At 68.5% G+C, this 22367-nt stretch carries 23 protein-coding genes and 1 riboswitch; of the genes, 8 read left to right on the forward strand and 15 right to left on the reverse strand.

Features of this window, described 5'->3' with window-relative positions; genetic code table 11:
• The first annotated feature begins 63 nt into the window (after positions 1–63).
• A riboswitch (SAM riboswitch) is annotated at positions 64–187 on the forward strand.
• 80 nt (positions 188–267) lie between these two features.
• Positions 268–1335, forward strand: a complete 1068-nt coding sequence (gene metX, locus FM111_RS10320; RefSeq protein WP_087140856.1) for a homoserine O-succinyltransferase MetX — start codon at positions 268–270, stop codon at positions 1333–1335.
• Positions 1332–2510, forward strand: coding sequence for a cystathionine gamma-synthase (gene metB / locus FM111_RS10325; protein ID WP_087140857.1), 1179 nt, complete (start codon positions 1332–1334; stop codon positions 2508–2510). The genes metX and metB overlap by 4 nt, the downstream gene beginning before the upstream one ends.
• Positions 2511–2564: 54 nt before the next feature.
• Here the strand turns inward: metB and FM111_RS10330 are convergent, their stop codons facing one another.
• From FM111_RS10330 to FM111_RS10350, 5 genes are all read right to left on the reverse strand, one after another.
• Positions 2565–4388 carry a methyl-accepting chemotaxis protein gene (locus FM111_RS10330; protein ID WP_087140858.1) on the reverse strand — a complete coding sequence of 608 codons (1824 nt, stop codon included), beginning with the start codon at positions 4386–4388 and terminating at the stop codon, positions 2565–2567.
• 98 nt (positions 4389–4486) lie between these two features.
• Complete coding sequence (locus FM111_RS10335; RefSeq protein WP_087140885.1) at positions 4487–5308, reverse strand: sulfite exporter TauE/SafE family protein; 822 nt, start codon at positions 5306–5308, stop codon at positions 4487–4489.
• A gap of 66 nt (positions 5309–5374) precedes the next feature.
• Complete coding sequence (gene dusA / locus FM111_RS10340; protein WP_087140859.1) at positions 5375–6385, reverse strand: tRNA dihydrouridine(20/20a) synthase DusA; 1011 nt, start codon at positions 6383–6385, stop codon at positions 5375–5377.
• 52 nt (positions 6386–6437) lie between these two features.
• Positions 6438–7187, reverse strand: a complete 750-nt coding sequence (locus FM111_RS10345; protein ID WP_087140860.1) for an SDR family NAD(P)-dependent oxidoreductase — start codon at positions 7185–7187, stop codon at positions 6438–6440.
• Positions 7188–7226: 39 nt separating this feature from the next.
• On the reverse strand, positions 7227–7985 hold the full coding sequence (locus FM111_RS10350; protein WP_087140861.1) for a 3-oxoacyl-ACP reductase: 759 nt from the start codon (positions 7983–7985) through the stop codon (positions 7227–7229).
• A 119-nt stretch (positions 7986–8104) separates the two neighbouring features.
• On the opposite strand from FM111_RS10350, the gene FM111_RS10355 reads away from it, so the two are divergent.
• The 3 genes from FM111_RS10355 to FM111_RS10365 are packed head-to-tail and all read left to right on the forward strand — an operon-like array spanning position 8105 to position 10017.
• Positions 8105–8392 (forward strand): metalloregulator ArsR/SmtB family transcription factor, encoded by a 288-nt coding sequence (locus FM111_RS10355; protein WP_087140862.1) that lies wholly within the window; start codon positions 8105–8107, stop codon positions 8390–8392.
• Positions 8389–9066: an SdpI family protein gene (locus FM111_RS10360; protein ID WP_256968198.1), complete on the forward strand. Its 678-nt coding sequence runs from the start codon at positions 8389–8391 to the stop codon at positions 9064–9066. The genes FM111_RS10355 and FM111_RS10360 overlap by 4 nt, the downstream gene beginning before the upstream one ends.
• A 30-nt stretch (positions 9067–9096) precedes the next feature.
• The gene (locus FM111_RS10365) at positions 9097–10017 is read left to right on the forward strand and encodes an alpha/beta hydrolase (RefSeq protein WP_087140863.1); all 921 of its coding nucleotides are present in this window, start codon (positions 9097–9099) and stop codon (positions 10015–10017) included.
• 5 nt (positions 10018–10022) lie between these two features.
• Here FM111_RS10365 and FM111_RS10370 read toward each other — a convergent pair whose 3' ends face one another.
• From FM111_RS10370 to FM111_RS10380, 3 genes are all read right to left on the reverse strand, one after another.
• On the reverse strand, positions 10023–10757 hold the full coding sequence (locus tag FM111_RS10370) for a prephenate dehydrogenase/arogenate dehydrogenase family protein (protein ID WP_087140864.1): 735 nt from the start codon (positions 10755–10757) through the stop codon (positions 10023–10025).
• Entirely contained in the window at positions 10754–12091 is a 1338-nt protein-coding gene (locus tag FM111_RS10375) for a dihydroorotase (protein ID WP_087140887.1), read from the reverse strand. The genes FM111_RS10370 and FM111_RS10375 overlap by 4 nt, the downstream gene beginning before the upstream one ends.
• A 68-nt stretch (positions 12092–12159) precedes the next feature.
• Complete coding sequence (locus FM111_RS10380) at positions 12160–13116, reverse strand: glycosyltransferase family 9 protein (protein ID WP_087140865.1); 957 nt, start codon at positions 13114–13116, stop codon at positions 12160–12162.
• 250 nt (positions 13117–13366) lie between these two features.
• Between FM111_RS10380 and FM111_RS10385 the strand changes: the two genes are divergently transcribed.
• Positions 13367–13912, forward strand: a complete 546-nt coding sequence (locus FM111_RS10385; RefSeq protein WP_087140866.1) for a hypothetical protein — start codon at positions 13367–13369, stop codon at positions 13910–13912.
• On the opposite strand, the gene FM111_RS10390 is transcribed toward FM111_RS10385, so the two are convergent.
• From FM111_RS10390 to FM111_RS10400, 3 genes are read right to left on the reverse strand one after another with little or no spacing between them, the layout of a single operon-like run.
• Complete coding sequence (locus FM111_RS10390; RefSeq protein WP_087140867.1) at positions 13897–14481, reverse strand: nucleotidyltransferase family protein; 585 nt, start codon at positions 14479–14481, stop codon at positions 13897–13899. The two genes, FM111_RS10385 and FM111_RS10390, sit on opposite strands and share 16 nt — an antisense overlap.
• A gap of 41 nt (positions 14482–14522) precedes the next feature.
• The gene (thiD, locus tag FM111_RS10395) at positions 14523–15368 is read right to left on the reverse strand and encodes a bifunctional hydroxymethylpyrimidine kinase/phosphomethylpyrimidine kinase (protein WP_087140868.1); all 846 of its coding nucleotides are present in this window, start codon (positions 15366–15368) and stop codon (positions 14523–14525) included.
• Positions 15365–15709: a DMT family transporter gene (locus FM111_RS10400; RefSeq protein ID WP_087140888.1), complete on the reverse strand. Its 345-nt coding sequence runs from the start codon at positions 15707–15709 to the stop codon at positions 15365–15367. Before FM111_RS10400 ends, thiD begins: the two co-directional genes overlap by 4 nt.
• A gap of 269 nt (positions 15710–15978) precedes the next feature.
• Here FM111_RS10400 and FM111_RS10405 point away from each other — a divergent pair, with 269 nt between their 5' ends.
• On the forward strand, positions 15979–16446 hold the full coding sequence (locus FM111_RS10405) for an SRPBCC domain-containing protein (protein WP_087140869.1): 468 nt from the start codon (positions 15979–15981) through the stop codon (positions 16444–16446).
• A gap of 3 nt (positions 16447–16449) precedes the next feature.
• Here the strand turns inward: FM111_RS10405 and folP are convergent, their stop codons facing one another.
• The gene (folP, locus tag FM111_RS10410; protein ID WP_087140870.1) at positions 16450–17274 is read right to left on the reverse strand and encodes a dihydropteroate synthase; all 825 of its coding nucleotides are present in this window, start codon (positions 17272–17274) and stop codon (positions 16450–16452) included.
• A 449-nt stretch (positions 17275–17723) separates the two neighbouring features.
• Between folP and rnk the strand changes: the two genes are divergently transcribed.
• The gene (gene rnk / locus FM111_RS10415; RefSeq protein WP_087140871.1) at positions 17724–18134 is read left to right on the forward strand and encodes a nucleoside diphosphate kinase regulator; all 411 of its coding nucleotides are present in this window, start codon (positions 17724–17726) and stop codon (positions 18132–18134) included.
• Between the two features lie 76 nt (positions 18135–18210).
• Here the strand turns inward: rnk and ftsH are convergent, their stop codons facing one another.
• Genes ftsH through FM111_RS10430 form a run of 3 tightly spaced genes read right to left on the reverse strand, consistent with a single transcriptional unit; the run spans position 18211 to position 22346 of the window.
• Positions 18211–20163: an ATP-dependent zinc metalloprotease FtsH gene (gene ftsH, locus FM111_RS10420; protein ID WP_087140872.1), complete on the reverse strand. Its 1953-nt coding sequence runs from the start codon at positions 20161–20163 to the stop codon at positions 18211–18213.
• A 42-nt stretch (positions 20164–20205) separates the two neighbouring features.
• A complete protein-coding gene (gene tilS, locus FM111_RS10425) occupies positions 20206–21498 on the reverse strand; it encodes a tRNA lysidine(34) synthetase TilS (protein WP_087140873.1) in 1293 nt (430 codons plus the stop codon).
• Positions 21498–22346 (reverse strand): tol-pal system protein, encoded by an 849-nt coding sequence (locus tag FM111_RS10430; RefSeq protein WP_087140874.1) that lies wholly within the window; start codon positions 22344–22346, stop codon positions 21498–21500. The genes tilS and FM111_RS10430 overlap by 1 nt, the downstream gene beginning before the upstream one ends.
• Positions 22347–22367 lie beyond the last annotated feature (21 nt).

Genomic DNA, 22367 nt, shown 5'->3' on the forward strand with positions numbered 1-22367 from the left:
TGGCGACGAAATGGGGTGAAATTTTTCGCTTGACCGGCGCTCTTCGCAACCGCACCGTAAGCTCACTCATCAAGACCGGCTGAGGGATTAGGCCCTTTGACGCCGGGGCAACCATCGGGTTCCGCCCGAAACGGTGCCAACTCCTGCGGGGTTTTCAGGGCGACCTGAAAACCGCGAGAGATGGGTGGAGCATCGACGAGGCGACGCTCCACGGTCTGTCACTGCATGGGTTCCTTGGCGAGCCGTTTTGCTGAGTGACCGAGACCCATGACCCTGGCCCTGATCGACCCCATCGCCGCCGCCGAAGAGCCCGCCTGTCGGTCCGGTTCCGCACGCCGTCCGTCCAAGCTGTTGTCGCGCGACGGGGCTCATGACGTGGTCGTCTCCATCCCGGACGGCTTCGCACTCGATTTCGGCGGAACCCTGATCCAGAAGCAGATCATCGGCCGCCTGCACGGCAAGGCCAACGCCCCCCTGATCGTGGTGGCGGGCGGCATTTCCGCCGACCGCTACGTCCATCGCACCGAGACCAAGGGGCTGGGGTGGTGGTCCGGCGCCGTGGGCGTGCGCGCCCCGATCGACCTGACCCGCTTCCGCGTTCTGGCTTTTGATTTCGCGCCGGAATTCGGCGAAGGCGTCAAGGAGCCGAAGGCTCCCCTGACCATCACCACCCAGGATCAGGCCCGGCTTCTGGCCCTGCTGCTGGACCATCTGGGCGTCGAGAAGGTCGCCGCCTTCATCGGCTGTTCCTACGGCGGCATGATCGCCCTGGCCTTCGGCGAGCTGTTCCCCGACTGGGCCGAGCAGCTGGTGGTGGTGTCCGCCGCCCACCGCCCGCACCCGCTAGCCACCGCCTGGCGCGGCATCCAGCGCCGCATCCTGCAACTGGGCCTGGAGACCGGCCGTATCGATCAGGCCGTCGGCCTGGCGCGCGAGCTGGCCATGACCACCTATCGCACCCAGGAAGAGTTCGGCGACCGCTTCGATTCCGAAGCCCCCAGCCATGCGGGTCAGGCCTATCCGGTGTGCGACTACCTGACGGCGCGCGGCCGGGCCTATCGCGACCGCACCACCCCCGCGCGCTGGCTGACCCTGTCGGACTCCATCGACCGCCACCGCGTCGAGCCCGAGGCCATCAGCGCCCCCGTCACCCTGATCGGCTTCACCACCGACCGCCTGTGCCCGATCGAGGACATACAGGAGTTGGCCGACCGCCTGCCCAACCTCTGGCGCTTTGAACAGCACGCTTCCGTCTACGGCCACGACGCCTTCCTGAAGGAAGACGCCCTGGTCGGCGACATCCTGACCTCCGTACTGAAGGACATCGACCAATGAGCCGCGCCCGTCCCGCCGATCCCCGCACCATCGCCGCCCGCTCGGGCGTCGATACGGACACGGCCCACGGCGCGGTCATGCCGGCGCTGTATCTGTCGTCCAACTATTCCTTCGCCGCCTTCGGCCAGCCCCGCAAATACGACTATTCGCGCTCGGGCAATCCGACCCGCGACGTCCTGGCCGAGACCCTGGCCGAGCTGGAGGGCGGCGCCGGCGCCGTCATCACCGCCACCGGCATGGCGGCGGTCGATCTGCCGCTCAGCCTGCTGGAGCCGGGCGACCTGCTGATCGCGCCGCACGACTGCTACGGCGGCACCCACCGCCTGCTGTGCGCCCGCGCCAAGAAGGGCCACTTCCGCGTCGTCTTCGTCGATCAGAACGACGGCGCGGCGCTGGACGCCGCCCTGGCCGACGGCTGCAAGCTGGTGCTGGTCGAGACGCCGTCCAACCCCCTGTTGCGCGTCACCGACATCGCCGATGTCTGTCGCCGCGCCCACGCCGTGGGGGCCAAGGTCGTGTGCGACAACACCTTCCTGTCGCCGGCCCTGCAACGGCCGTTGGAGCTGGGCGCCGACATCGTGGTCCACTCGACCACCAAATACATCAACGGCCATTCCGACGTGGTCGGCGGCGCCGTGGTCGCGGCCGATCCGGCCGATCATGAACAGCTGGCCTGGTGGGCCAACTGCCTGGGCGTCACCGGCTCGCCGTTCGACGCCTATCAGACGCTGCGCGGACTGCGCACCCTGTTCACCCGCATCGAGCGTCAGCAGACCACGGCCAGCCTAGTCGCGGCTGTTCTGGAGCTGCACCCGGCGGTCAAGGCCGTCCATTATCCGGGACTGACCAGCCACCCCGGCCACGATCTGGCGGCGCGCCAACAGTCTGGTCCGGGCGCCATGCTCAGCTTCGAACTGGTCGGCGGGACCGAGGCGGTGCGTCAGGTGATCGAGCGGCTGGAGGTCTTCACCCTGGCCGAATCCCTGGGCGGGGTCGAAAGCCTGGTCGCCCACCCGGCCACCATGACCCACGCCGCCATGACGCCCGAGGCGCGCGTGACGGCCGGCATCACCGACGGCCTGCTGCGCCTGTCGGTCGGGCTTGAGCATCAGGACGACATTCTGGCCGACCTGACCCAGGCGCTGAACGCAGTGGCGCTGAAAGCGGCGGCGTAAGCACGAAAGCGCGCGTCTCTCCCTCCCCATGAAGGGGAGGGAGAATTTGGCGCCTTAGGCCACGGCTCGCGCCAGGGCGTCCATCCGACCGCGCGCATCCAGGTCGCGCGCGTCGTCCAGAGCGAACTGCCCCATCATGCGATCCAGCTCGACCGCGTCGGAGGCCAGGGCGTGGCTGGCGGCGGTCGATTCCTCGACCATCGCAGCATTCTGTTGAGTGACCTGATCCATCTGGTTCACAGCGATATTGACCTGCTGCAAACCGCTGGACTGTTCGTGCGAGGAAGCCGCGATCTCTTCGGCGATGACGGTCAGGCGCTGGATCTGACCGGCGATGCGTTCCAGCGCATGGCCGGTGTCGCCGACCAGGGCCACCCCCGCGCCGACCTGACGGCCCGACTCGGTGATCAGGGTCTTGATCTCCTTGGCCGCCGAGGCCGAGCGCTGCGCCAGGGCGCGTACTTCCGAAGCCACCACGGCGAAGCCGCGTCCGGCGTCGCCCGCGCGCGCCGCCTCGACGCCCGCGTTCAGCGCCAGCAGGTTGGTCTGGAAGGCGATCTCGTCGATCACGCCGATGATGGCGCCGATCTCGGACGAGGAGCGTTCGATCTCGCCCATGGCGGCGATGGCGCGGCCGACCACGGCCTGACCGTCCACCGCCTCGGACTGGGCGCCGCGCACCACGCCGCCCGCCTCCGTCGCGCCCTCGGCCGAACGAGCCACGGTGGCGGTGATCTGCTCCAGGGCGGCGGCGGTTTCTTCCAGGCTGGCGGCCTGCTGTTCGGTGCGGCGCGACAGATCGTCGGACGCCTGTGAAATCTCGCGGGCGCTGGCGCCGATGGCGGCGGCGCGCTCGACGATGATCCGCATCACGCCCTGCAGCTTGTCCATCGCCGCGTTGAAGTCGGTGCGCAGCCCCTCATACTCAGGCGCGAACGGGTCGTTGAGGCGGAAGGCCAGTTGGCCGTGCGACAGCCGATCCAGCCCCTTGGCCACGCCCTCGACCACGCGGGCCTGCTGGCGGGCTGCCTCGGCGTCGCGCTCGGCCTGGGCCTGGCGTTCGGCTTCGGCGGCGACGCGCGCGGCCTCGGCCTCGGCTTCCAGACGCACCTTCTCCTCCGCGTTCTGCTTGAAAGTCAGGACGGCGTCGGCCATGCGGCCGATCTCGTCGCGACGACCGACCGCCGGAATGGCGACGTTCAGATCCCCGCCGGCCAGACGTCCCATCGCACGGGTCATGGCCTCGACCGGACGGCTCAGGGCGCCGATCAACCACAGGGCCGCGCCCACGGCGATGCCCAGGGCCAACAACCCGCCCACGACGAAGGCGATATAGGCTTCAGTGAAGGCGAGGGCCTTGGCCTCGGCGCGGGCCTGGGCCTGAACGGCTTCCTTCTCGCGGATAGAACCGACCGCCTGGCGAATGTCCGACAGGCGCGCAGCCGAGGCCAATTGGGTCAGGGCGGCTTCATGCGTCGCCGGGTCGCGCGCCAGGGCGATGACATCCGAGGCGCTCTTCTCAAAGGCGGCCGTGGCGGCGATCAGCGCCGTCTGCTCGGCGGCATAGGCGCCTTCGACGTCCGAGGCGGCCAGATCCGCCATCCGCGATTTCACGTCCCCGCCGCCCTGATTGAAGGCTTCGATGAAGCCGGGGTCGCGGCTGGCGACATAGCCGCGCATGGCGTTCTGCTGCTCGACGGCCGCGGCCATCAGACGATCCGACGCCTTCATCACCTCACGCGAGGCCGTGTCCGCCGCATCGGCCCTCTGCAAGGAAGCGACGCACCACAGGACGATCAGGGTCGCCGCCCCGCACGCCGCGATCACCGCCATGAAGGACAGGATCAGCTTCTTGGGGACCGACAGGTTCTGCAACATGACTTTAAGGCTCGGGGAGAGAGGTTCAGCCTCGCTCCTAGCCCGCGCTTGTTCGACAAAGTGTTAGCGGCCGCCTGCGGGCATCTACTTAATCGCGCTCACAGCGCCTTCAGCACCACCGACAGAGCCGTCAGCAGCAGATAGACCGCAAAGGCGCGGCGCAGCATCTTGCGATCCAGCCGATGCGCCAGCCGCGCGCCGTAGGGCGCCGTCAGCGCCGTCAACAGCCCCATGATCACCGCCGCCGGCACATTGACATAGCCCAGCGACAGCGGCGGCCGCCCCGGCGCGTCCCAGCCGAACACGGCGAATCCCAGCGCCGCCGCCGACCCGATGGCCAGGCCGAAGCCCGAGGCCGTCGCCACCGCCTGATGGATCGGCCGCCCGCACAGGGTCATGGTCATGCCCCCGAAGCTGCCGCCGCCGACGCCCATCATGGCCGACAACAGGCCGATGCCCGTGCCCACGCCGCGCCGCCCCCAGCCCGTCGGCAAGTCCTTTCGCAGGGTGAACCGCTCGGGCAGCAGCCCCATCTGCGCCGAGATCAGCAGCAGGCAGACGCCATAGACGATGGCCAGCCCCTCCATGGAGGTAAAGCCCGCCACCGCAGCCCCGATCAGGCCGCCGAACGCCACCCACGGCGTCCAGGTCTTCAGCACTTGTTCGTCCACCGCCCCATGCGCCCGGTGCGTCGCCAGCGATCGCAACGAAGTGGCGACGATGGTCAGCAGGGACGTGCCGATGGCGACATGCAGATTACTCTCGCCTCCCACGCCCAGCACCGAGAAGGCGTAGAACAGCGCCGGCACCAGCACCGTCCCGCCGCCGACGCCGAACAGGCCGCCGATCACGCCTGCGACCGCCCCCGCCCCGACCAGGGCGGCGAGCATAAGGGCGAGTTCGGACAGGGGGAGAGTCATGACCAATGGCTTAGCCGCCCGCCGCCGCGCCGTCAGCCCCTTCGCCGGGATGAGGAAAGTGAGCGGTCAGGCCGCCTTGCGGGCCTCGGCCTCGCGCACGGCTTCGACCGCGCGATCGACGACCTCCAGCCCCGCGCCGGGCTTCACGCCCTCGACGGTCAGGATGCGGCGGAAGGCGCGCGCGCCCGCCCGGCCGTGCATCAGGCCCAGCATGTGCCGGGTCATGCCGGCCAGGTTCGCGCCTTCGTCCAGCCGCGCGGCCATATAGGGGCGATAGCGCTGCAGCGCCTCGAACACATCGACGTCTTCGACAGCCTCGCCGAAGATGCGGCGATCCACCTGCCCCATCAGGGCCGGCTCGTGATAGGCGGCCCGGCCCAGCATCACGCCGTCCAACTGCACGCCGTCATCGGCCTTCAGATGCGCCTCGGCCTGATCCAGATCGCCGATGCCGCCGTTGATGCAGATGGTCAGATGCGGCCGCTCGCGCTTCAGACGCCGCACCAGCGCATAGTCCAGCGGCGGCACGTCCCGGTTCTCCTTGGGCGACAGGCCTTTCAGCCACGCCTTGCGCGCATGGACGACGAAGCTGGTGATCCCCACCGCCGCCGAGGCGTCGACCGTGGCGAACAGGCTGATCTCAGGGTCTTGATCGTCGACGCCGATGCGGCATTTGACGGTGGCGGGGACGCCGACCGCCTCCTTGATCGCCGCCATGCAGTCGGCCACCAGTTCCGGCTCGCGCATCAAGCAGGCGCCGAACCGGCCCGACTGCACTCGATCCGAAGGGCAGCCGACGTTCAGATTGATCTCGTCATAGCCATAGGCCTCGCCGATCTTCGCCGCCTCGGCCAGCTGCGCCGGGTCCGACCCGCCCAGTTGCAGCGCCACCGGATGCTCGACCGCATCAAAGCCCAGCAGGCGGTCGCGATCGCCGTGGATCACCGCCGGGGCCGTCACCATCTCCGTATAGAGCAGGGCGCGCGTGCTCAGCGCTCGATGAAACGCCCGACAATTGCGGTCGGTCCAGTCCATCATGGGGGCGACGGAAAACCGGTGCGGCGGATGCTGGCTCATGGCCCGCCCCTATAGAGAAAAGGGGGCGGATTGGCGACCGGCCCCGTCGGGGTCAGTCCCGCGCCACCTGAAAACCCGCGAAGGACTGGCTGACCGGCATCAGCTCCAGCGCGTTGATGTTCAGGTGCGCCGGCAAGGTCGCGACCCAGAACAGGGTCTCGGCGATGTCCTCGCCCGTCATCGGCGCCGCCCCGCCATAGAGGGCGTCAGACGCACCCTGGTCGCCGCCGGTGCGGACCAGGGTGAACTCCGTCTCCGCCATGCCCGGCTCGATAGAGGTGACACGCACCCCCGTCCCGTGCAGGTCCGAGCGCAGCCCCAGCGAGAACTGGCGCACAAAGGCCTTCGTCCCGCCATAGGCGTTGCCGCCCTTGTAGGGATAGGTCGCGGCCACCGAACTGATGTTCAGAATCACCCCCTTGCGCGCGATCAGGCGCGGCAGCAGGCGGTGCGTCAGCGTCACCAGGCCGGTGATGTTGGTGTCGATCATCTGGCGCCACTGGGCCAGATCGGCCTCCTGCGCCGTCGCCGTGCCCAGCGCCAGCCCGGCGTTGTTGATCAGCACGTCAATGTCGCGGAAACCTTCGGGCAGGGCGTCCAGCGCCGCGTCGATGGCGGCCTCGTCCCTCATGTCGAAGGGGGCGGCGTGAACCCGATCCGCGCCCAGCTCAGCGACCAGTTCATCCAGACGTTCCTGACGGCGGCCGGTGGCGATCACCTTCCAGCCCGCGCCCGCGAAACGGCGCGCCGCCGCTCGGCCGATGCCCGAGGTGGCTCCGGTGATCAGAATGACGCCGCTCATGATGTCCGTCCTGGCTGAGGCTTTGACTGTCCGGCCGACTTAATCCCGCACCAGCCCGCCGTCGACCACCAGATTCTGCCCCGTCACCGCCCGGCTCCATGGCGAGGCGAAGAACAGGGCCGCATCGGCGAACTCTTCCGGCGTGGTCACCGAGCGCAATGGCGTCATGCTCGCGATCAGGTCGAACACCGCCTCGGGCGTCGCTGCGCTGGCGTCAGTCGTGCGCAGCAGGCCGCCCGAGATCATGTTGACGGTGATCCCCGACGGTCCCAGATCGCCCGCCGCCGTCCGCGTCAGGCTGAGCAAGGCGGCCTTGGCGGCGGTGTAGTCGTGATAGGGCACGACCGGATTCTGGAACAGGTTGGTGCCGATGTTGATGACCCGGCCGAAGCCTTGCGCGCCCATGCCCGGCGCCGTGGCCTGAATGACGTTCAGGGCGCCGCGGATCACCGTCGCGAACTGACGCTCCATGTCTTCCCACGGAATGTCGGCCATCTGGGCGCGGGCGTCGCCGTTGAAGCTGTAGTCCAGCGCATTGTTGACCACAGTGCTGATCGGCCCGCCGAAATGCGCCTGAACCTTCGCCACCATGGCGTCGACGCCTGCGCGGTCGGTCACGTCCGCCTGAACGGCCAGGGCGCGCTCGCCCAGTTCCGCCGCCAGCGCCTCGGCCCGCTCGCCGCTGCTGCGCCAGTTGATCGCCACCCGCGCGCCCTGCCCCGCAAAAGCCCGCGCCGCCGCCGCACCCACGCCGCGCGCGCCGCCGGTGATGAGAACGATCTGATCGCGGATTTCCATGAGAACGACTCGCAGCAGGTAAAACAACCTCAGCCATAGGCCGGGCGACCGCCGAAGGCCAGTCGCGCCTGGGCGAACGCGGATTGAATTTAGGGAAAACCCTAATTAGGTTCTTTCCTATGAACAGCCTGTTCAAAGCCCTGTCGCATCCGGTGCGGCGACGCATCATCGCCATGCTGCGCTCCGGCCCCCTGTCCTCGGGCGAGATCGCTGCGGCCTTCGACATGAGCTGGCCGACGGTCACCGGGCATCTGAATGCGCTCAAGGAGGCCGAACTAGTCAGCACCGAACGCGACGGCCAGTCGATCCGCTACCGGCTGGAGATCTCGGCCGTCGAAGAGGCTCTGGCCTTCCTGATGGACCTGAGCGGAACAGGCAAAACCGACGAGGAGGAGAAAGAGCCATGATGAAGAACCCCACGCTGGCCGACACGGCCGCCGCCATCGTCTCGCTCCTGATCCTGACGGGGGCGGCCTGGATCGCGATCTATGGCCCCGAGACGCCGATCCCAGTGCATTTCGACGCAACCGGGCAGGCCGATCGTTACGGCAGCCGCTATGAGCTCGCGGCTGTTCTGGCAGGACTGGCGCTGCTCAATCTGCTGGTCGGCTGGATGACCGGACGTCAGGCCGATTCTGTCGCGGACCCGGTCCGCCGCAAGGGCCTGCGGGGCGGGCAATGGATGTCGAGCATCATTCTGGGCGCGGTTTGCGCCTTCATCGCCTGGGCCAGCCTCGGCCCGGCTGCCACGTCAGGCGTGAGCCCTCCGGGCATCGCCATGGCCTTCCTGGGCTTCATCTTCCTGATCGCGGGCGCGGTTCTGGGCCGCGTCAGCCCCAACCCCTTCATCGGCGTGAAGACCCCTTGGGCCTATAAGTCGCGGCTGGCCTGGGACCGCTCCAATCGGCTGGCCGGCCGGTTGGTGTTCTGGCTGGGAGCGCTCGGTCTGATCGCCAGCCCCTTCATCGCCCAGCCCGCAGGGATGATCGCCCTGATCGTCGGCGTCCTGATCGCCGCCCTCTGGTCCGGGTTCGAGAGCTGGCGCGTCTGGCGCACCGATCCCGACCGCCAGCCCTTCTGATCACTTAACAACCTCACGACGGAGACGACCATGCTGACCCTCGCCGCCGCCCTGTTGCTTTCGCCGGTTTCGACGCCCGTCGAACTGGCCTCGACGCCCGCCGCCCTTCAGGGAACCCTGCTGATGCCCGAAGGCCAGATGCGGGCCGCCGCCGTCATCATCGCCGGATCGGGCCCGACCGACCGCGACGGGAATAGCCCCGTCGGGGTAACCGGCGGCGTCTATCACCAACTGGCCGAGGGCTTGGCCGAACGCGGGATCGCCACCGTCCGCTTCGACAAGCGCGGCATCGCCGCCAGCGCCCCCGCGGCGACCGGTGAGGCAAACCTCACCTTCGACACCTTCATCGACGACGCCAAAGCCTGGGCCCGACAGACGGCCCAGAAGACCGGCGCGCCCTGCGTCTGGCTGATCGGCCATTCGGAAGGCGCCCTGATCGCCCAGGCGGCAGCGGCCGACAATCCGGGCGTCTGCGGTCTGGTCCTGCTGTCGCCGGTCGGCGTGCGCGCCAATATCGAACTCCGTCGCCAGCTCGAGCCCAAGCTGCCGCCCACCGTCAAACCCGAAGTCGATCATATCCTGAGCGAACTGGAGGCCGGACGCACCGTCATGGAGACCCCGCCCTATCTGGCCGCGCTGTTCCGTCCCTCGATCCAGCCCTATCTGATCTCCTATTTCGTCGTGGACCCCCAGGCCCTGATCGCCGCCTATGATCGTCCGGTTCTGCTGGGCCACGGCTCGACCGACATCCAGGTGGTTCCAGCAAACAGCGAGACGCTTCTGGCAGCCCAACCCAAGGCCGAACGGATTGTCTTCGAGGGCTTGAACCACATCCTACGTCAGGCTCCTGCGGACCCGGCTGGCAACGCCGCCACCTATGGCGACGCCTCGATCCCGCTGGGCGCCGAGGTCGTTCCCGCCGTGGCCGACTTCATCCTGAAGGCGCGCTGAGACGGTTACCCGTCCAGCTCCGCCCGCGCCTGTTCGGCCAAATCAAAGAAGCGGCGGCGGACCTCGGCGGCGAAGGGGTTGTCGTGTTCGATGGCGCGGAACACCGCAGCGCTGTCGTGACGGACCATGTCGACGCCCTGCATGACGCGCTCGAAGCTGGTCGTGGTCATGCGCGTCGGCAGCGGCTCCATCGCCAGCAGGACCTTGGCGATCAGATGGGTCAGCCCCTGCACCGTCGCCGCTTCGCGGTCGTGATCCTCGGGCGTGACGACGAAGACCTTGAGCCCCAACGCCTTGCGGCAGAAGGCGGCCGTACGCCACGCCGCCTTGTCGCCGCGCACCGGGCAGACGGCGATTCTCAACCCCGCAATGCCGTCCTTGCCGCTCTGGGGGCCAAACAATGGGTGAGTGCCGACGATCTGAATACCCTGCGGCAGGCCATCCAGCATGACCTTGGCCGGCTTCACCTTCACCGAACCCACGTCGAGGATCAGGGCGTCCTGCGCCACGTGTGGCGCGATCGCCGCAACCGTTTCCGCCAGCACGCCGACCGGAACGGCCAGCACCACCGCCGGACAGGTGGCCGCCTCTTCCAGCGTGGTCAGCCGCGCCAGCCCCTCGCCGTCGCTGACCGCCGGATCATGCGCGAGGATGTCGAACCACGGCGACAGATGCTTCGCCGTCAGCCGCCCGAAGGCGCCGAAACCGATCAGGCCAAGCTTTGGCTTGAGGGCGCTCACCCCGCCAGCGTCTCCTGGAAGCGCACCGGCTGACCGTGGGCCTGACCGATCAGTTCGCCGTCCTTCATCACCACGCGGCCGCGCACGATGGTGGCCACCGGCCAACCCGTCGTCTCGAAGCCATCGAAGGGGGTCCAGCCGCAGCGCGTCGCCTGCTGGTCGTGCGTGATGGTCTTCTTCGCCTTCAGATCGACGATGGTCAGGTCGGCGTCATAGCTGACGGCCATCCGCCCCTTGTTGGCCGTGCCGAACACCCGCTGCGCCCCGCCAGACGTCAGGTCGATGAAGCGTTCCAGCGACAGACGGCCGTTCGCCACATGCGTCAACATCAGCGGCACCAAGGTCTGCACGCCCGGCATCCCCGAGGGCGAGGCCGGATAGGGCTTGGACTTTTCTTCCTTGGTGTGCGGCGCGTGGTCCGAGCCGAGCACATCGGCCACCCCCTGCTGCATCCCCCACAGCCACAGGGCGTCGACGTGCTCCTGCGAGCGGATCGGCGGGTTCATCTGGGCGTAGGCGCCGAGGCGCTGATAGGCTTCCGGCGCGACCAGCGTCAGGTGCTGGGGCGTGATCTCGACCGTAGCGACGTCCTTGTGGAAGCGCAGGAACTCCATCTCGTCGCGCGTCGTGACGTGCAGGACGTGGATGCGGGCGCCGGTCTCTTTCGCCAGCCCGACCAGACGGCGGGTGGACATGATGGCGCTTTCGGCGTCGCGGACTTCCGGGTGACTGGTCCAGTCGCCGGTGCGGGCCAGGTTGCGGCGCTCGACCAGGCGGTATTCGTCTTCCGAGTGGAAGGTGGCGCGGCGGCGCACGTTGGACAGGACCTTGCGCACGCCCTCGTCGTCGGCGACCAGCAGGTCGCCGGTCGAGGCGCCCATGAAGACCTTGACCCCGCAGCAGCCCGGCAGACGCTCCAGATCGGCCAGATGCTCAACGTTCTCATGCGTGCCGCCGACGTAGAAGGCGTGGTCCGTCCACATACGGTTGTTTGCCCGCGCCAGCTTGTCGGCCATGGTGTCGGGATCGGTCGTATTGGGGTTGGTGTTTGGCATCTCGAACACGGCGACGACGCCGCCCAGAGCCGCCGCGCGGCTGCCGGTCTCGAGGTCTTCCTTCCATTCCAGCCCCGGCTCGCGGAAGTGGACCTGGGTGTCGATGACGCCGGGCAGGACCGTCAGGCCGGTGGCGTCGAACACCTCGCCCGCCGAAGCCTGGGACAGGTCGCCGATGAAGGCGATGCGGCCATCGATGACGCCGACGTCGGCCTTGCCCCGCCCGGCGTGGTTGGCCACCTCGCCGCCCCGAACGATCAGGTCATAGGTCTGGGTCATCGCGCGCATCTCCTGAAGTTCCGGCGCTTATGCGCGCCGAAGGCTTGGAGACGCAAGCCGAGGGGCGATCAGGCCGCCCGCTCAGCCAGCAACTTTTTCGCCGCCTTCAGCACCCGCTCATAGGGCAGGTCCATCATGTGCTGGATGTGCTGGTTCAGGCGCGGGTCCAGTTCGCGGAACTCGTCCAGGGTGCGCGGACCGCGTACGGCGACGCCGGTCCACGGGCGTTTCAGCGTCTCGTCCGAGGGGCCGAAGACCGCCACCGTCGGAACACCCGCCGCCACGGCCAGTTGGGTCCACAGGGAATCGCCGCCCAGATAGAGGTCTGCGTGCGACAGGGCCGCCGCCGTGTGCAGCCGCGTCAGCCGCCCCTGCAGTTCGATCACCCGGTCGCGCTTGACCGCCGAACGAACGGTCTGGGCCGCGTCGCGGTCGGCCTCCTCGCCCACGATCATCAGTCGCCCGCCCGCCAGCGGTCCGCCCTCGCCCAGCAGGGAGATGGCGATCTTGGCGTAGCGGTCGGCGGGCCAGCGCTTGCCGATCCAGTCGGCGCCCGGCCCGATGGCCAGGATCGGGCCCGAACCCGGCGGGATCAGGACGTCGGCGGCCTCCTGCGTATCGCGGCTGATGAACAGCTTCGGCGCCGGAATTTCATCCAGCTGCAAGGTCCGCGCCGCCTGTTCAACCAGATGCACGCCCGGAAGCGCCTTTTCCTTCACCGCTCGGCGCTGACGCCGCAGCTTGCCCGACAGGGTCGAGCCGCGCATGTCGACCACCAGCCCCCAGTTGGTCTCGCGCACCTGGTTCCACAGGGCGATCCAATCCCAGCGTCCGTCACGGTCCAGGGTGATCAGTCGTTGAAGACGCGGCAGGTCGGCGAACAGAGGCGCGCTGGCCGGCGAGCCCACGACGGTGAAGGTCGCCTGCGGGATGGCCTCGACAAGCTGGGCCAGCGCCCCCGACGACAGGACCGCCTCCTCGGCGTCCGCCTCGGCGATGTAGAGGATCGGAAAACGACCATGCATAAAGCGACTCTAGCCGGATTCTCTTCGGAATTCAGCGGAGATGCGGCGAGAGCCTCTCACCCTTTCGCCATCACCGGCCAAAGGCGCCAAGGACTTCGTGTTCCAGACCGATCCGTCGCCTTGCTGTTGATCCATCCGGGCCACGACATTCGTCTCTGGTTCGGGGGACCGGGTTGAACCGAGACGGACCGCTTGACCGGCTCCGGATCGCCCACGCGCATTCTGCGCCGCCTTGCGCTAAACCCCGCCCATGTCCCTGCCTCTTCTTCCCGATCGGACCTGCGGCGGCTGCGTCGAATGCTGCCGCGTGATTCCGCTGAACCTGCCTGAACTGGCCAAGCCGACAGGCGAGTTGTGCGCCTATTGCGTCGATGGCGCGGGATGCTCGGTGCATGAGATCCGGCCGCAGACCTGTCGTGTCTGGTTCTGCCTGTGGCGGGCGGTGGAGCTGTCGGACGACTGGCGGCCGGATCGCAGCGGCGTCATCGTGCGTCCCGATGGAGTCGAGGACGGGATCATCACCCTCTATGTCCTGCGCCGCACGGACTTTCTGGTGGGGATGGAGGTCTTCATCACCGTGGCGGGCTGGATCGCCGAGGGCATTGAGGTGGCGCTCAGCGTGCCCGGCCCGGTCGGAACCTATCCGGCGCGCGCCGTCGTCACCGACTGGCTGCGGCCCGCCATCGAGGACGGCGATCCCGAAGCCTTCGCCGCGCGCGTCCTCGCCTCGCTGGATCGGCTGACGGCCCACGACTTCCAGCCGGACGGGATCACGGCGCGCTACGCCGTCGCCTGAGCGCCGTCGATGACCGTGATCTCGGGCCAGCGGCCGCGGGCGTTGGCGACTGCCCGATCCCAGCCCTTGGCCAGGCCGCGTGTCGGATTGGGGCGGATCGTCATGGCGAATACGTCTTCCAGCCCGAAGGGCGCGATGACGCTGAGGCGGTCGTCCGCCTCCAGCCGCACGCCGACGGCGAAGGCCGGGGCGACGAAACGGGCCGGGGCGTCGTCGGTGCAGGTCAGGGGGTCATAAGGCTCGCCGAACTTGCCCTCGAACCACAGATGGACCCGCGCCTGGTTCCGCACCTCGACCTGATCGCGCAGGGGCGGTTCAAAGGCGGCGGCGACGCGCTTGATGACGGCGTCCTCGGTGTCCCAGGACGTGTCGGCGTCGAAATAGCCGATGTCGTAGTCCTTGATCCCATAGCCGACCGGGCGGCCCGTCTGGACGTTCCACACCGCCTGATAAACGGCCCCGGAGAACAGCCGCCAGTCGGGCAGATCCAGGCCCCGCATCACGGTCAACACATGCATCAGGCCCGCATCAGCGCGGACGATCTCGATCAGGCGGGCTTCCAGGGTCATGCTGTCCAGTGAGGGCGATTCCGACGCCGCGCCAAGCGGCCTCAGTTCCGCACCGGCCAGGCGTGATCCAACGGGCCGTGGCCCTGGCCCAGACCGGGCGCGCGACGGATGGCCTCGGCCACATAAGCCCAGGCTTCAGCGACGGCGACCGGCAAAGGCAGGCTCTTGGCGATCCCCGCCGCGCAGGCGCTGGCCAGGGTGCAGCCGGTGCCGTGGGTGTGACGCGTCTCGACCCGTTCGCTCTCCAGCACCGTCTCGCCGTCGGCGGTCAGAAGCAGATCGACCACCGTCTCGCCCGGCACATGGCCGCCCTTCATCAGGACCGCGCGCGCGCCCATGTTCAACAGCGCCTCGCCCGCCCGGCGCTGGCCGTCCAGATCGGCGACCGTCAGCCCGGTCAGGGCCTCGGCCTCCGGCGCATTGGGCGTCAGCAACGCCGCGCGCGGCACCATCAGGCGGCGCACGGCCTCGACGGCGCGGTCCTCCAGCAGGGGCGAACCGCCCTTGGCGATCATCACAGGGTCGACCACGGCCGGGACGCCCATCGCATAGTCGATCAGGCCGGCGACCCTCTCCACCACCTCGACCGAGCCCAGCATGCCGGTTTTCAAGGCATCCGCGCCGATATCGTCCAGCACCACCTTGGCCTGAGCCTCAATGACGTCCAGCGGCACGGGGTGCACGCCGTGAACGCCCAAGGTGTTCTGTATGGTGATGGCGGTGATCGCGGTGGCGGCGAACCCGCCCAGCATGGTCACGGCCTTGATGTCGGCCTGAATGCCCGCCCCGCCGCCGGAGTCGGAGCCGGCCAGGATGAGCACTCGGCCTCTTTTCAGCGCCCTATCGTCTCCGGCGCGGTCGGAAGCGGCTTGAGGAATTTCGCTCATGCCGTCACGCCCGAGAACAGTTTCAGCCCGACGATGCCCGCGACGATCAGCAGGATGCAGACAGCTCGCACCGCCGTCGCCGGCTCGCCATAGACGGCCACGCCGACCACCGCCGCGCCTACGGCGCCGATGCCCGTCCAGACAGCGTAGGCCGTGCCGACCGGCAGGCGTTGCGTCGCCGCCCACAGCCCGACCATGCTGGCGGCCAAGGCGACAGCCACGCCCAGCGAAATCAGCGGCCGCTGCACGCCGACGTATTTGACGCCGGACGCCCAGCCCACTTCGAACAGGCCCGCCACGACGAGAACCAGCCAGGGATTAAGAGACAGAAGCCAAGACATGACGGCTGAATGGCGGATGGCGCACATTCAGACAAGGGCCTGCCCCTCCTACAGCGAGAGCTGTCAGCCCTGATCAGCATTCCGATCTATGCGCGACAGCACACCAGCGTCGAAATTCTTGCGAACACCGATCGGCAACACGCTTAGGACATGTCAGGGTTCAATGATCTTGAGTTACCATTCAGGTTGCATTCTTTTATTCGCAACACAGAAACAATTCTTCCATCACAAGCGTTGCCGCCTCGATTCCCCGAAAAGAGTGGGTCTGAATGTCGACGCCCGTGGTTCATACCGGAATACTGATCCGACGCCCCGTAGACGAGGTTTATCAAGCCTTTACAGAACCAGGGGTGACGTCGTGGTTCTGGTTCACCCATGGCGATCGCCGCCTGTCGCCGGGGGCGACTGTGACATGGACCTGGGGGATGTACGGCGTTTCAACCCGCGTCCTGGTCAAGGACGTTCAGGTCAATCAGCGCATCCTCATCGACTGGAATCTTGATGATCAGCCGACCGAGGTCGAGTGGCGCTTCGAAGCACGCGACAAGACGACCTGGGTCGAGATCTTCAATCGCGGCTTCCCCGCCACGGACGAGGGGGTGAAGGCCGCGCTGGACGCCATGGACGGCTTCACCCTGGTCCTGGCCGGCGCCAAGCTGTGGCTGGAGCGAGCGATCGAGCCGACCTTCATCGTCGATCGCTTCCCCGACCAGGTTCTGCCCGACTGGAAGGGCTGAGGCTCAGCCAGCCGCCGTCACCGCCGCCTGAAGCTTCAGCGCCTGGACAGTCTCGCGCACATCGTGGACCCGCACCATGCGGGCGCCGCGTCGCGCGCCCTCCAGCGCCAGGGCCACAGAGCCGCCCAGGCGGTCTTCCGCCTGAAGCGCCGTCTCATCCACGCCCTGGATGAGACGCTTGCGGCTGGCGGCGTAGAGCACGGGGAAGCCCAGGTCGACCAAAACGCCCAGCCAGGCCGTCAGCATCAGATTATGCGCCGTCGTCTTGGCGAAGCCGATGCCGGGGTCCAGCCAGATGCGTTCGCGCGCCACGCCCGCCGCCATGGCCGCCTCGGCCCGCGTCGCCAGATAGGCCGCGACCTCGGCCACGACGTCGTCATAGCGCGGATCGTCCTGCATGGTCTTGGGCGCGCCCTTCATATGCATCAGCACCACCTCGCAACCCAGTTCAGCGGCGGTCGCCAGACTGTTAGGCGCATGGCTCAGGGCTGTGACGTCGTTCCACATCGTCGCCCCGGCGGCGGCGGCGGCGCGGGCGACGCCGGGCTTCATGGTGTCGATGCTGATCCGGCCGTCCCAACGCGTGCGGATCGCAGCGATCAGGGGCGCGACGCGGGCGATCTCTTCGGCTTCATCGACCGGGTCCGAGCCGGGCCGCGTGCTTTCGCCCCCGATGTCCAGCACATCGACGCCCTGGTCGATCAGCTTCAGCGCGTGAGCCAGAGCCGCCTCGGTCGTGGCGTGCCGCCCGCCGTCGGAAAAGCTGTCCGGCGTGACGTTGACGATGCCCATGACGAGCGGCGGCTTCACAACGGATTGATCAGTCATGCGACATCGACTCCAGAGAGCGCGGTTTGACTTTCACCGCGCCTGGGTCCAGCCTCTAAAGGCAATGGAACGCTTCGTCAGCCAGGCTCGACGCCTCACCCACGCGGGACGCCGCGTCGAAGGCCTCTAACCCGTAGCGGTCCGCCGTGCGCCCTGCGCCGGGCGCCCGCTACGGGACCCAGTTGCTTTAAGTCTTCTGTTTCACCCATTCATTTGCAGGACCGCGCCGGCCTGGGGCCGCTCGCGTAGATTTGCGCATGACACGCCGCCCAGACACCACGGACGACAGCCGTTCCGGCGAACCGCCGCGCGGCGCCGATATCCTTCCCTTTCGGAGACCGACCGCGCCCGAGGCGCCGTCTGACCCCGAACACGCCGACCCAGAACACCCCGATGATGACGGCCCTTCGGCCGCCTGACATCGCCCGACCTTTCAGAGAGTTTCCCTCATGACCACCCCCCGCAAGGGCGCCCTGCCCGCCATCACGCTTCGCAGCGACGACTTCGACGTCCTGGACCGCCTGGTCGGCGACCTGCCCGGCTCGGGCCCGGCTGGCCTGCTGCAACAGGAACTGGACCGCGCCAAGGTGTGCGAGCCCAAGGCCATGCCCAAGAACGTCGTCACCCTGAACCGCTGGCTTCAATACTCGGACGATCACAGCCCCGACGTACGCCGCGTTCAGCTGGTCCTGCCCAAAGAAGCCGACATCGACGCAGGCCGCGTCTCCATCCTGTCCTACGTCGGCGCGGGTCTGATCGGCCTGAAGGAAGGCCAGTCGATCACCTGGCCGGACCCGTCCGGCGCCGTGCGCAAGCTGACCCTGGTCAAGGTCGAGGGCGAAGCCGCCTCCGCCGCCTGACCCTCTGCGTCGCAGGACAAGAAAAAGGGGCGCGTCCGTCGGACGCGCCCCTCTTCATTTCCGCTTTTTTGTCGCCTCAGACCGTCGACGCCGGCTGAGGTTCGGTTGACGCAACAGGCGCCGTCTCGTCTTCCGGCGTGGCCGGGACCGACAGCGACGGGCCGACGACGGTGTCGTTCTCGTCGTCGCGCTTGGGCGGCTGATCGTTCTCCAACAGGTCCCGGATTTCATCGCCCGACAGGGTTTCATATTCCAGCAGGGCCTGGGACAGCTTCTCGTGGTCGCCCGCCTTGTCGGTCAGGATGCGACGCGCCTCTTCCCAGCCCTCGGTGACGATGCGGCGGACTTCCTCGTCGATGATGCGGGCGGTCTCTTCCGAGACGTTTTGGCTGCGCGACACCGAGTGGCCCAGGAAGACCTCCTCCTGGTTCTCGCCATAGGCCACCGTGCCCAGTCGCTCCGAGAAGCCCCAGCGCGTGACCATGGCCCGCGCCAGCTTGGTCGCCTGCTCGATGTCCGAGCTGGCGCCCGAGGTGATGCTCTCCGGCCCGAAGATCAGCTCCTCGGCGACCCGGCCGCCCGCCATGATGGCGATGCGGTCGATCATCTGCTGGAACTTCATGGAATAGCGGTCGCCTTCCGGCAACTGCATCACCATGCCCAGAGCGCGGCCGCGCGGGACGATGGTCGCCTTGTGCACCGGGTCGGCCATCTTGACGTTGATGGCGACGATGGCGTGACCGGCCTCGTGATAAGCGGTCAGGCGGCGCTCTTCCTCGTTCATGGCCATGGACTTCCGTTCGGAGCCCATCATGACCTTGTCCTTGGCGTCCTCGAAGTCGCGGTGCGTGACCATGCGACGGTCCTTGCGGGCCGCCATCAAGGCCGCTTCGTTGACCAGGTTGGCCAGGTCCGCGCCCGAGAAGCCCGGCGTGCCGCGCGCCAGCGTCTTGACGTTGACGTCGGCGGCCAGCGGCACGTCCTTCATGTGGACGCGCAGGATACGCTCGCGGCCCGAAACGTCGGGGTTGGGCACCACGACCTGACGGTCGAAGCGGCCCGGACGCAGCAGGGCCGGGTCCAGCACGTCGGGACGGTTGGTCGCGGCGATCAGGATGATGTTCTCGGACGCCTCGAAACCGTCCATCTCGACCAGCAATTGGTTCAGCGTCTGCTCGCGCTCGTCGTTGCCGCCGCCCAGGCCGGCGCCGCGATGACGACCGACCGCGTCGATCTCATCGATGAAGATGATGCAGGGGGCGTTCTTCTTGGCCTGCTCGAACATGTCGCGCACGCGGCTGGCGCCGACGCCGACGAACATCTCGACAAAGTCCGAACCCGAGATCGAGAAGAAGGGCACGCCCGCCTCGCCCGCCACCGCGCGCGCCAGCAGGGTCTTGCCGGTGCCCGGAGGGCCGACCAGCAGGGCGCCCTTGGGGATCTTGCCGCCCAGACGCTGGAACTTGGCAGGATCCTTCAGGAAGTCGACGACCTCCTGCAGCTCGTCCTTGGCCTCGTCCACGCCGGCGACGTCGTCGAAGGTCTTGCGGCCCTTGTGCTCGGTCAGCAGCTTGGCCTTGGACTTGCCAAAGCCCATAGCGCCCTTCGCCCCGCCCTGCATGCGGTTCATGATGAACAGCCAGAAGCCGATGATCAGCGCCACCGGCAGCAGCAGGCCCAGAAGGCCCGACCACCACGGCTGGCGCGTGCTCTTGGTCTCGACCTCGACGCCGGTCTTGCGGATCTGCTCGACCAGCTCGGCGTTCGGCACCGGCGTCACGGCGGTGAATTTGCTGTCGTTCTTGAAGACGCCGGTGATCGTCTCGCCGCGCGCGACGATCGACTTGATCTCCTGACGCTCAACGGCGGTCATCAGTTGGGAATAGGTGATGGGGTCGGGGCGGCCGGCGGCCGCCGCGCCCTTGGCGCCCGGCATGGCGGGGGCGCCGCCGTTCTGGCTGATCGCGGCGTAGACCGTCACCAGTCCCAGAAGGATCACGCCCCAGATGGCGAAATTGCGCAGGTTCATTCGGTCCTCGGTTCCTCGACGGAGCCGCGCTCGGCCCGTCGATCAGCAGTCTTCGTCTGAAAATAGGTCAGACGGCGGCGTTTCGCCATGAAGGGTTTGAAAGAGTCGGTCTTCCTGCGTCGTTTCGCCCCCGAAAACCGCCAAAGCGAGCGCCAGACGGCGCAGGCCCAGCGCCCGGACATCGGCTGCGCGCCAGGCCAGAACCGGCCGCTCCTCGCGGTCGATCAGCACCGGCGCTGCGGCCCGCGCGGCGGGCGGAAGCGGCGCCAAAGCCGTGCGATCCTGATCCGACAACTGCGCCAGCCGTCCGGCCGCCGTCTCGACGCGCAGGCCAGGCCGATCGGTGGTGATCTCGAAGCGCCCGTCCCAGACGGCGGACCGGCCCGGCGTCAAAAGCAGCGCGGCGGACGGACGGCGCTTCCGCTCCCCCGGCTCGCGCATCGCCTGAACACAGCCGCCGGACGCTTCGACGCGGGCGCCGGACAGGACGGCGGTGAAGTCTTCGCCCCGCGCCAGCCGCGCCTGAAGCGCCATCAGCCGGTCCCCGCGCGGCGGCGTCGCGCCTCCGCCCGCGCACAGCAGGACGGCGGCCAGCGTCGCAGCAGGCAGGTCGCGCCACAGAGGCAGAACCCCGGCCCAGGCCTGATCGCCCGGCTCATGGGCCGCGCTCGCATGAACAACAGTCGCCGATAACTCAGCAGGGCCTTCTTCCTGCGCCAGAGCCGCCCGCGCCCTGCCCCGCCCGTAACGCAAATCGGCGTTGGCCGGGTCTTCCAGCCATGACAATCCGCGCCCGCGCAGATGATCCCGCAATGCCTCGCGCCGTTCCTCCAGCACCGGGCGCAACAGCAGCAGCCCGCGCCCTTCCGGCCAGACAGGCGACGGCGACGCCTCGCGCAGGCGGCCCAACGTGGCGCCGTCCGCCCGCATCCACTCGCCCTCGGCGACGTCATCGGCGGTGTGGCCGGTCAGGATGACGCGCGTCCCGCCCTCGCGCGCCGCCTCGGCCAGCAGGGCGTGGCGCGCCGCTCGCGCCCGCGCCGGAGCGCCGGGGCCGCCGCGTGCGCCCTGCCACATCAGGCCGCGCCAGTCGGCGCCCGCCGCGCGTGCGGCCTCGGCGGCGAAGCGGGTCCAGTCCGCGCTGTCAGGGTTGAGATTGTGATCGACCGTCAGGGCCAGCAATCGCCGTCCCCGCGCCCGCGCCCAGGCGGCAGCGAGATCCAGCAGGGCCAGGGAGTCGCCCCCGCCCGACAGAGCCAAGGCGACCGGCTCGGGTCCGGCATGATTCAGGCGCGCGTCCAGCCGCGCGAAGACCCGGCTGGTCAGGTCGCCCATCAGCTGCAGCTGGCGCGCGTCCGCAGCTGGGTCGCGCGGGTCTTCTGCGCCGCTGTGGCCGCCTCGGCGTAGCGGCGGCCGAACTCGGTCAGGGCGCCGCAGGCCTGGGTCGCGCGATCGGTGGCGCGCAGGGCTTCGGCCAGCTTCAGCGTCGTTTCGGGCGCCCAGGGCGTGCGCGGCCAGCCGTTTAGGGCGGCGGCGTAGGCCTGAACCGCCGAGGCGTTGTCGCGCGCGGCGACGTGCAGGTCGCCCAGGCGGCTGTTGGCCTCGCGCGCCTGGGGCGTGTTCGGCCAGGTGACGATGACGGTCTCCAAAGCGCGACCGCCGCGCGCGGCGTCCTCGCCCGCCAAACGCATGGCGGCTTGAAGATCCTGAGCCGCATCGCCCGTGGGCGAGTGGGCGACGATCGGGCCGTTCAGTTCAGCGGCTTCCTCGGCGGCCTTCTCGGCGCGTTCGACACGGCCTTCCAGGTCGCGCAGGCGGCGGCTCATTTGCGTGTTTTCGCGCGTGACCTCGTCCAGTTGGAAGGTCAGCCGTTCGCTGTCGGCGTTCATGCGCTGGAAGGTCTGCTCCACGTCGCTCAGGCGGCGCTCCATGATCGAGACCTGGCCCTGCAGAGCCACGACCTCAGGGTCCGTCTCGACCAGCACCGGCTCGCCCGCCGCGTTGCGCTGGGTCAAGGCGCGCTCCAGACGGCGAACGTTGCGGTCCAGCTGGTCCAGGCGGCGCTTGTCCCACTGGATCGGCTCCATCGGCTGCACCTGAGCGACGACGGCGCCCCCGATGAGGGTCAGGCCGATCGCCGTCAGGACGGCGGGTTTCGTAAGGCGGAATGGCGTCTTCAGCATGGTCCTGTCGTCCCATCGATT

The organism is Brevundimonas diminuta 3F5N, from assembly GCF_900163625.1.
GTDB lineage: Bacteria > Pseudomonadota > Alphaproteobacteria > Caulobacterales > Caulobacteraceae > Brevundimonas > Brevundimonas diminuta_A.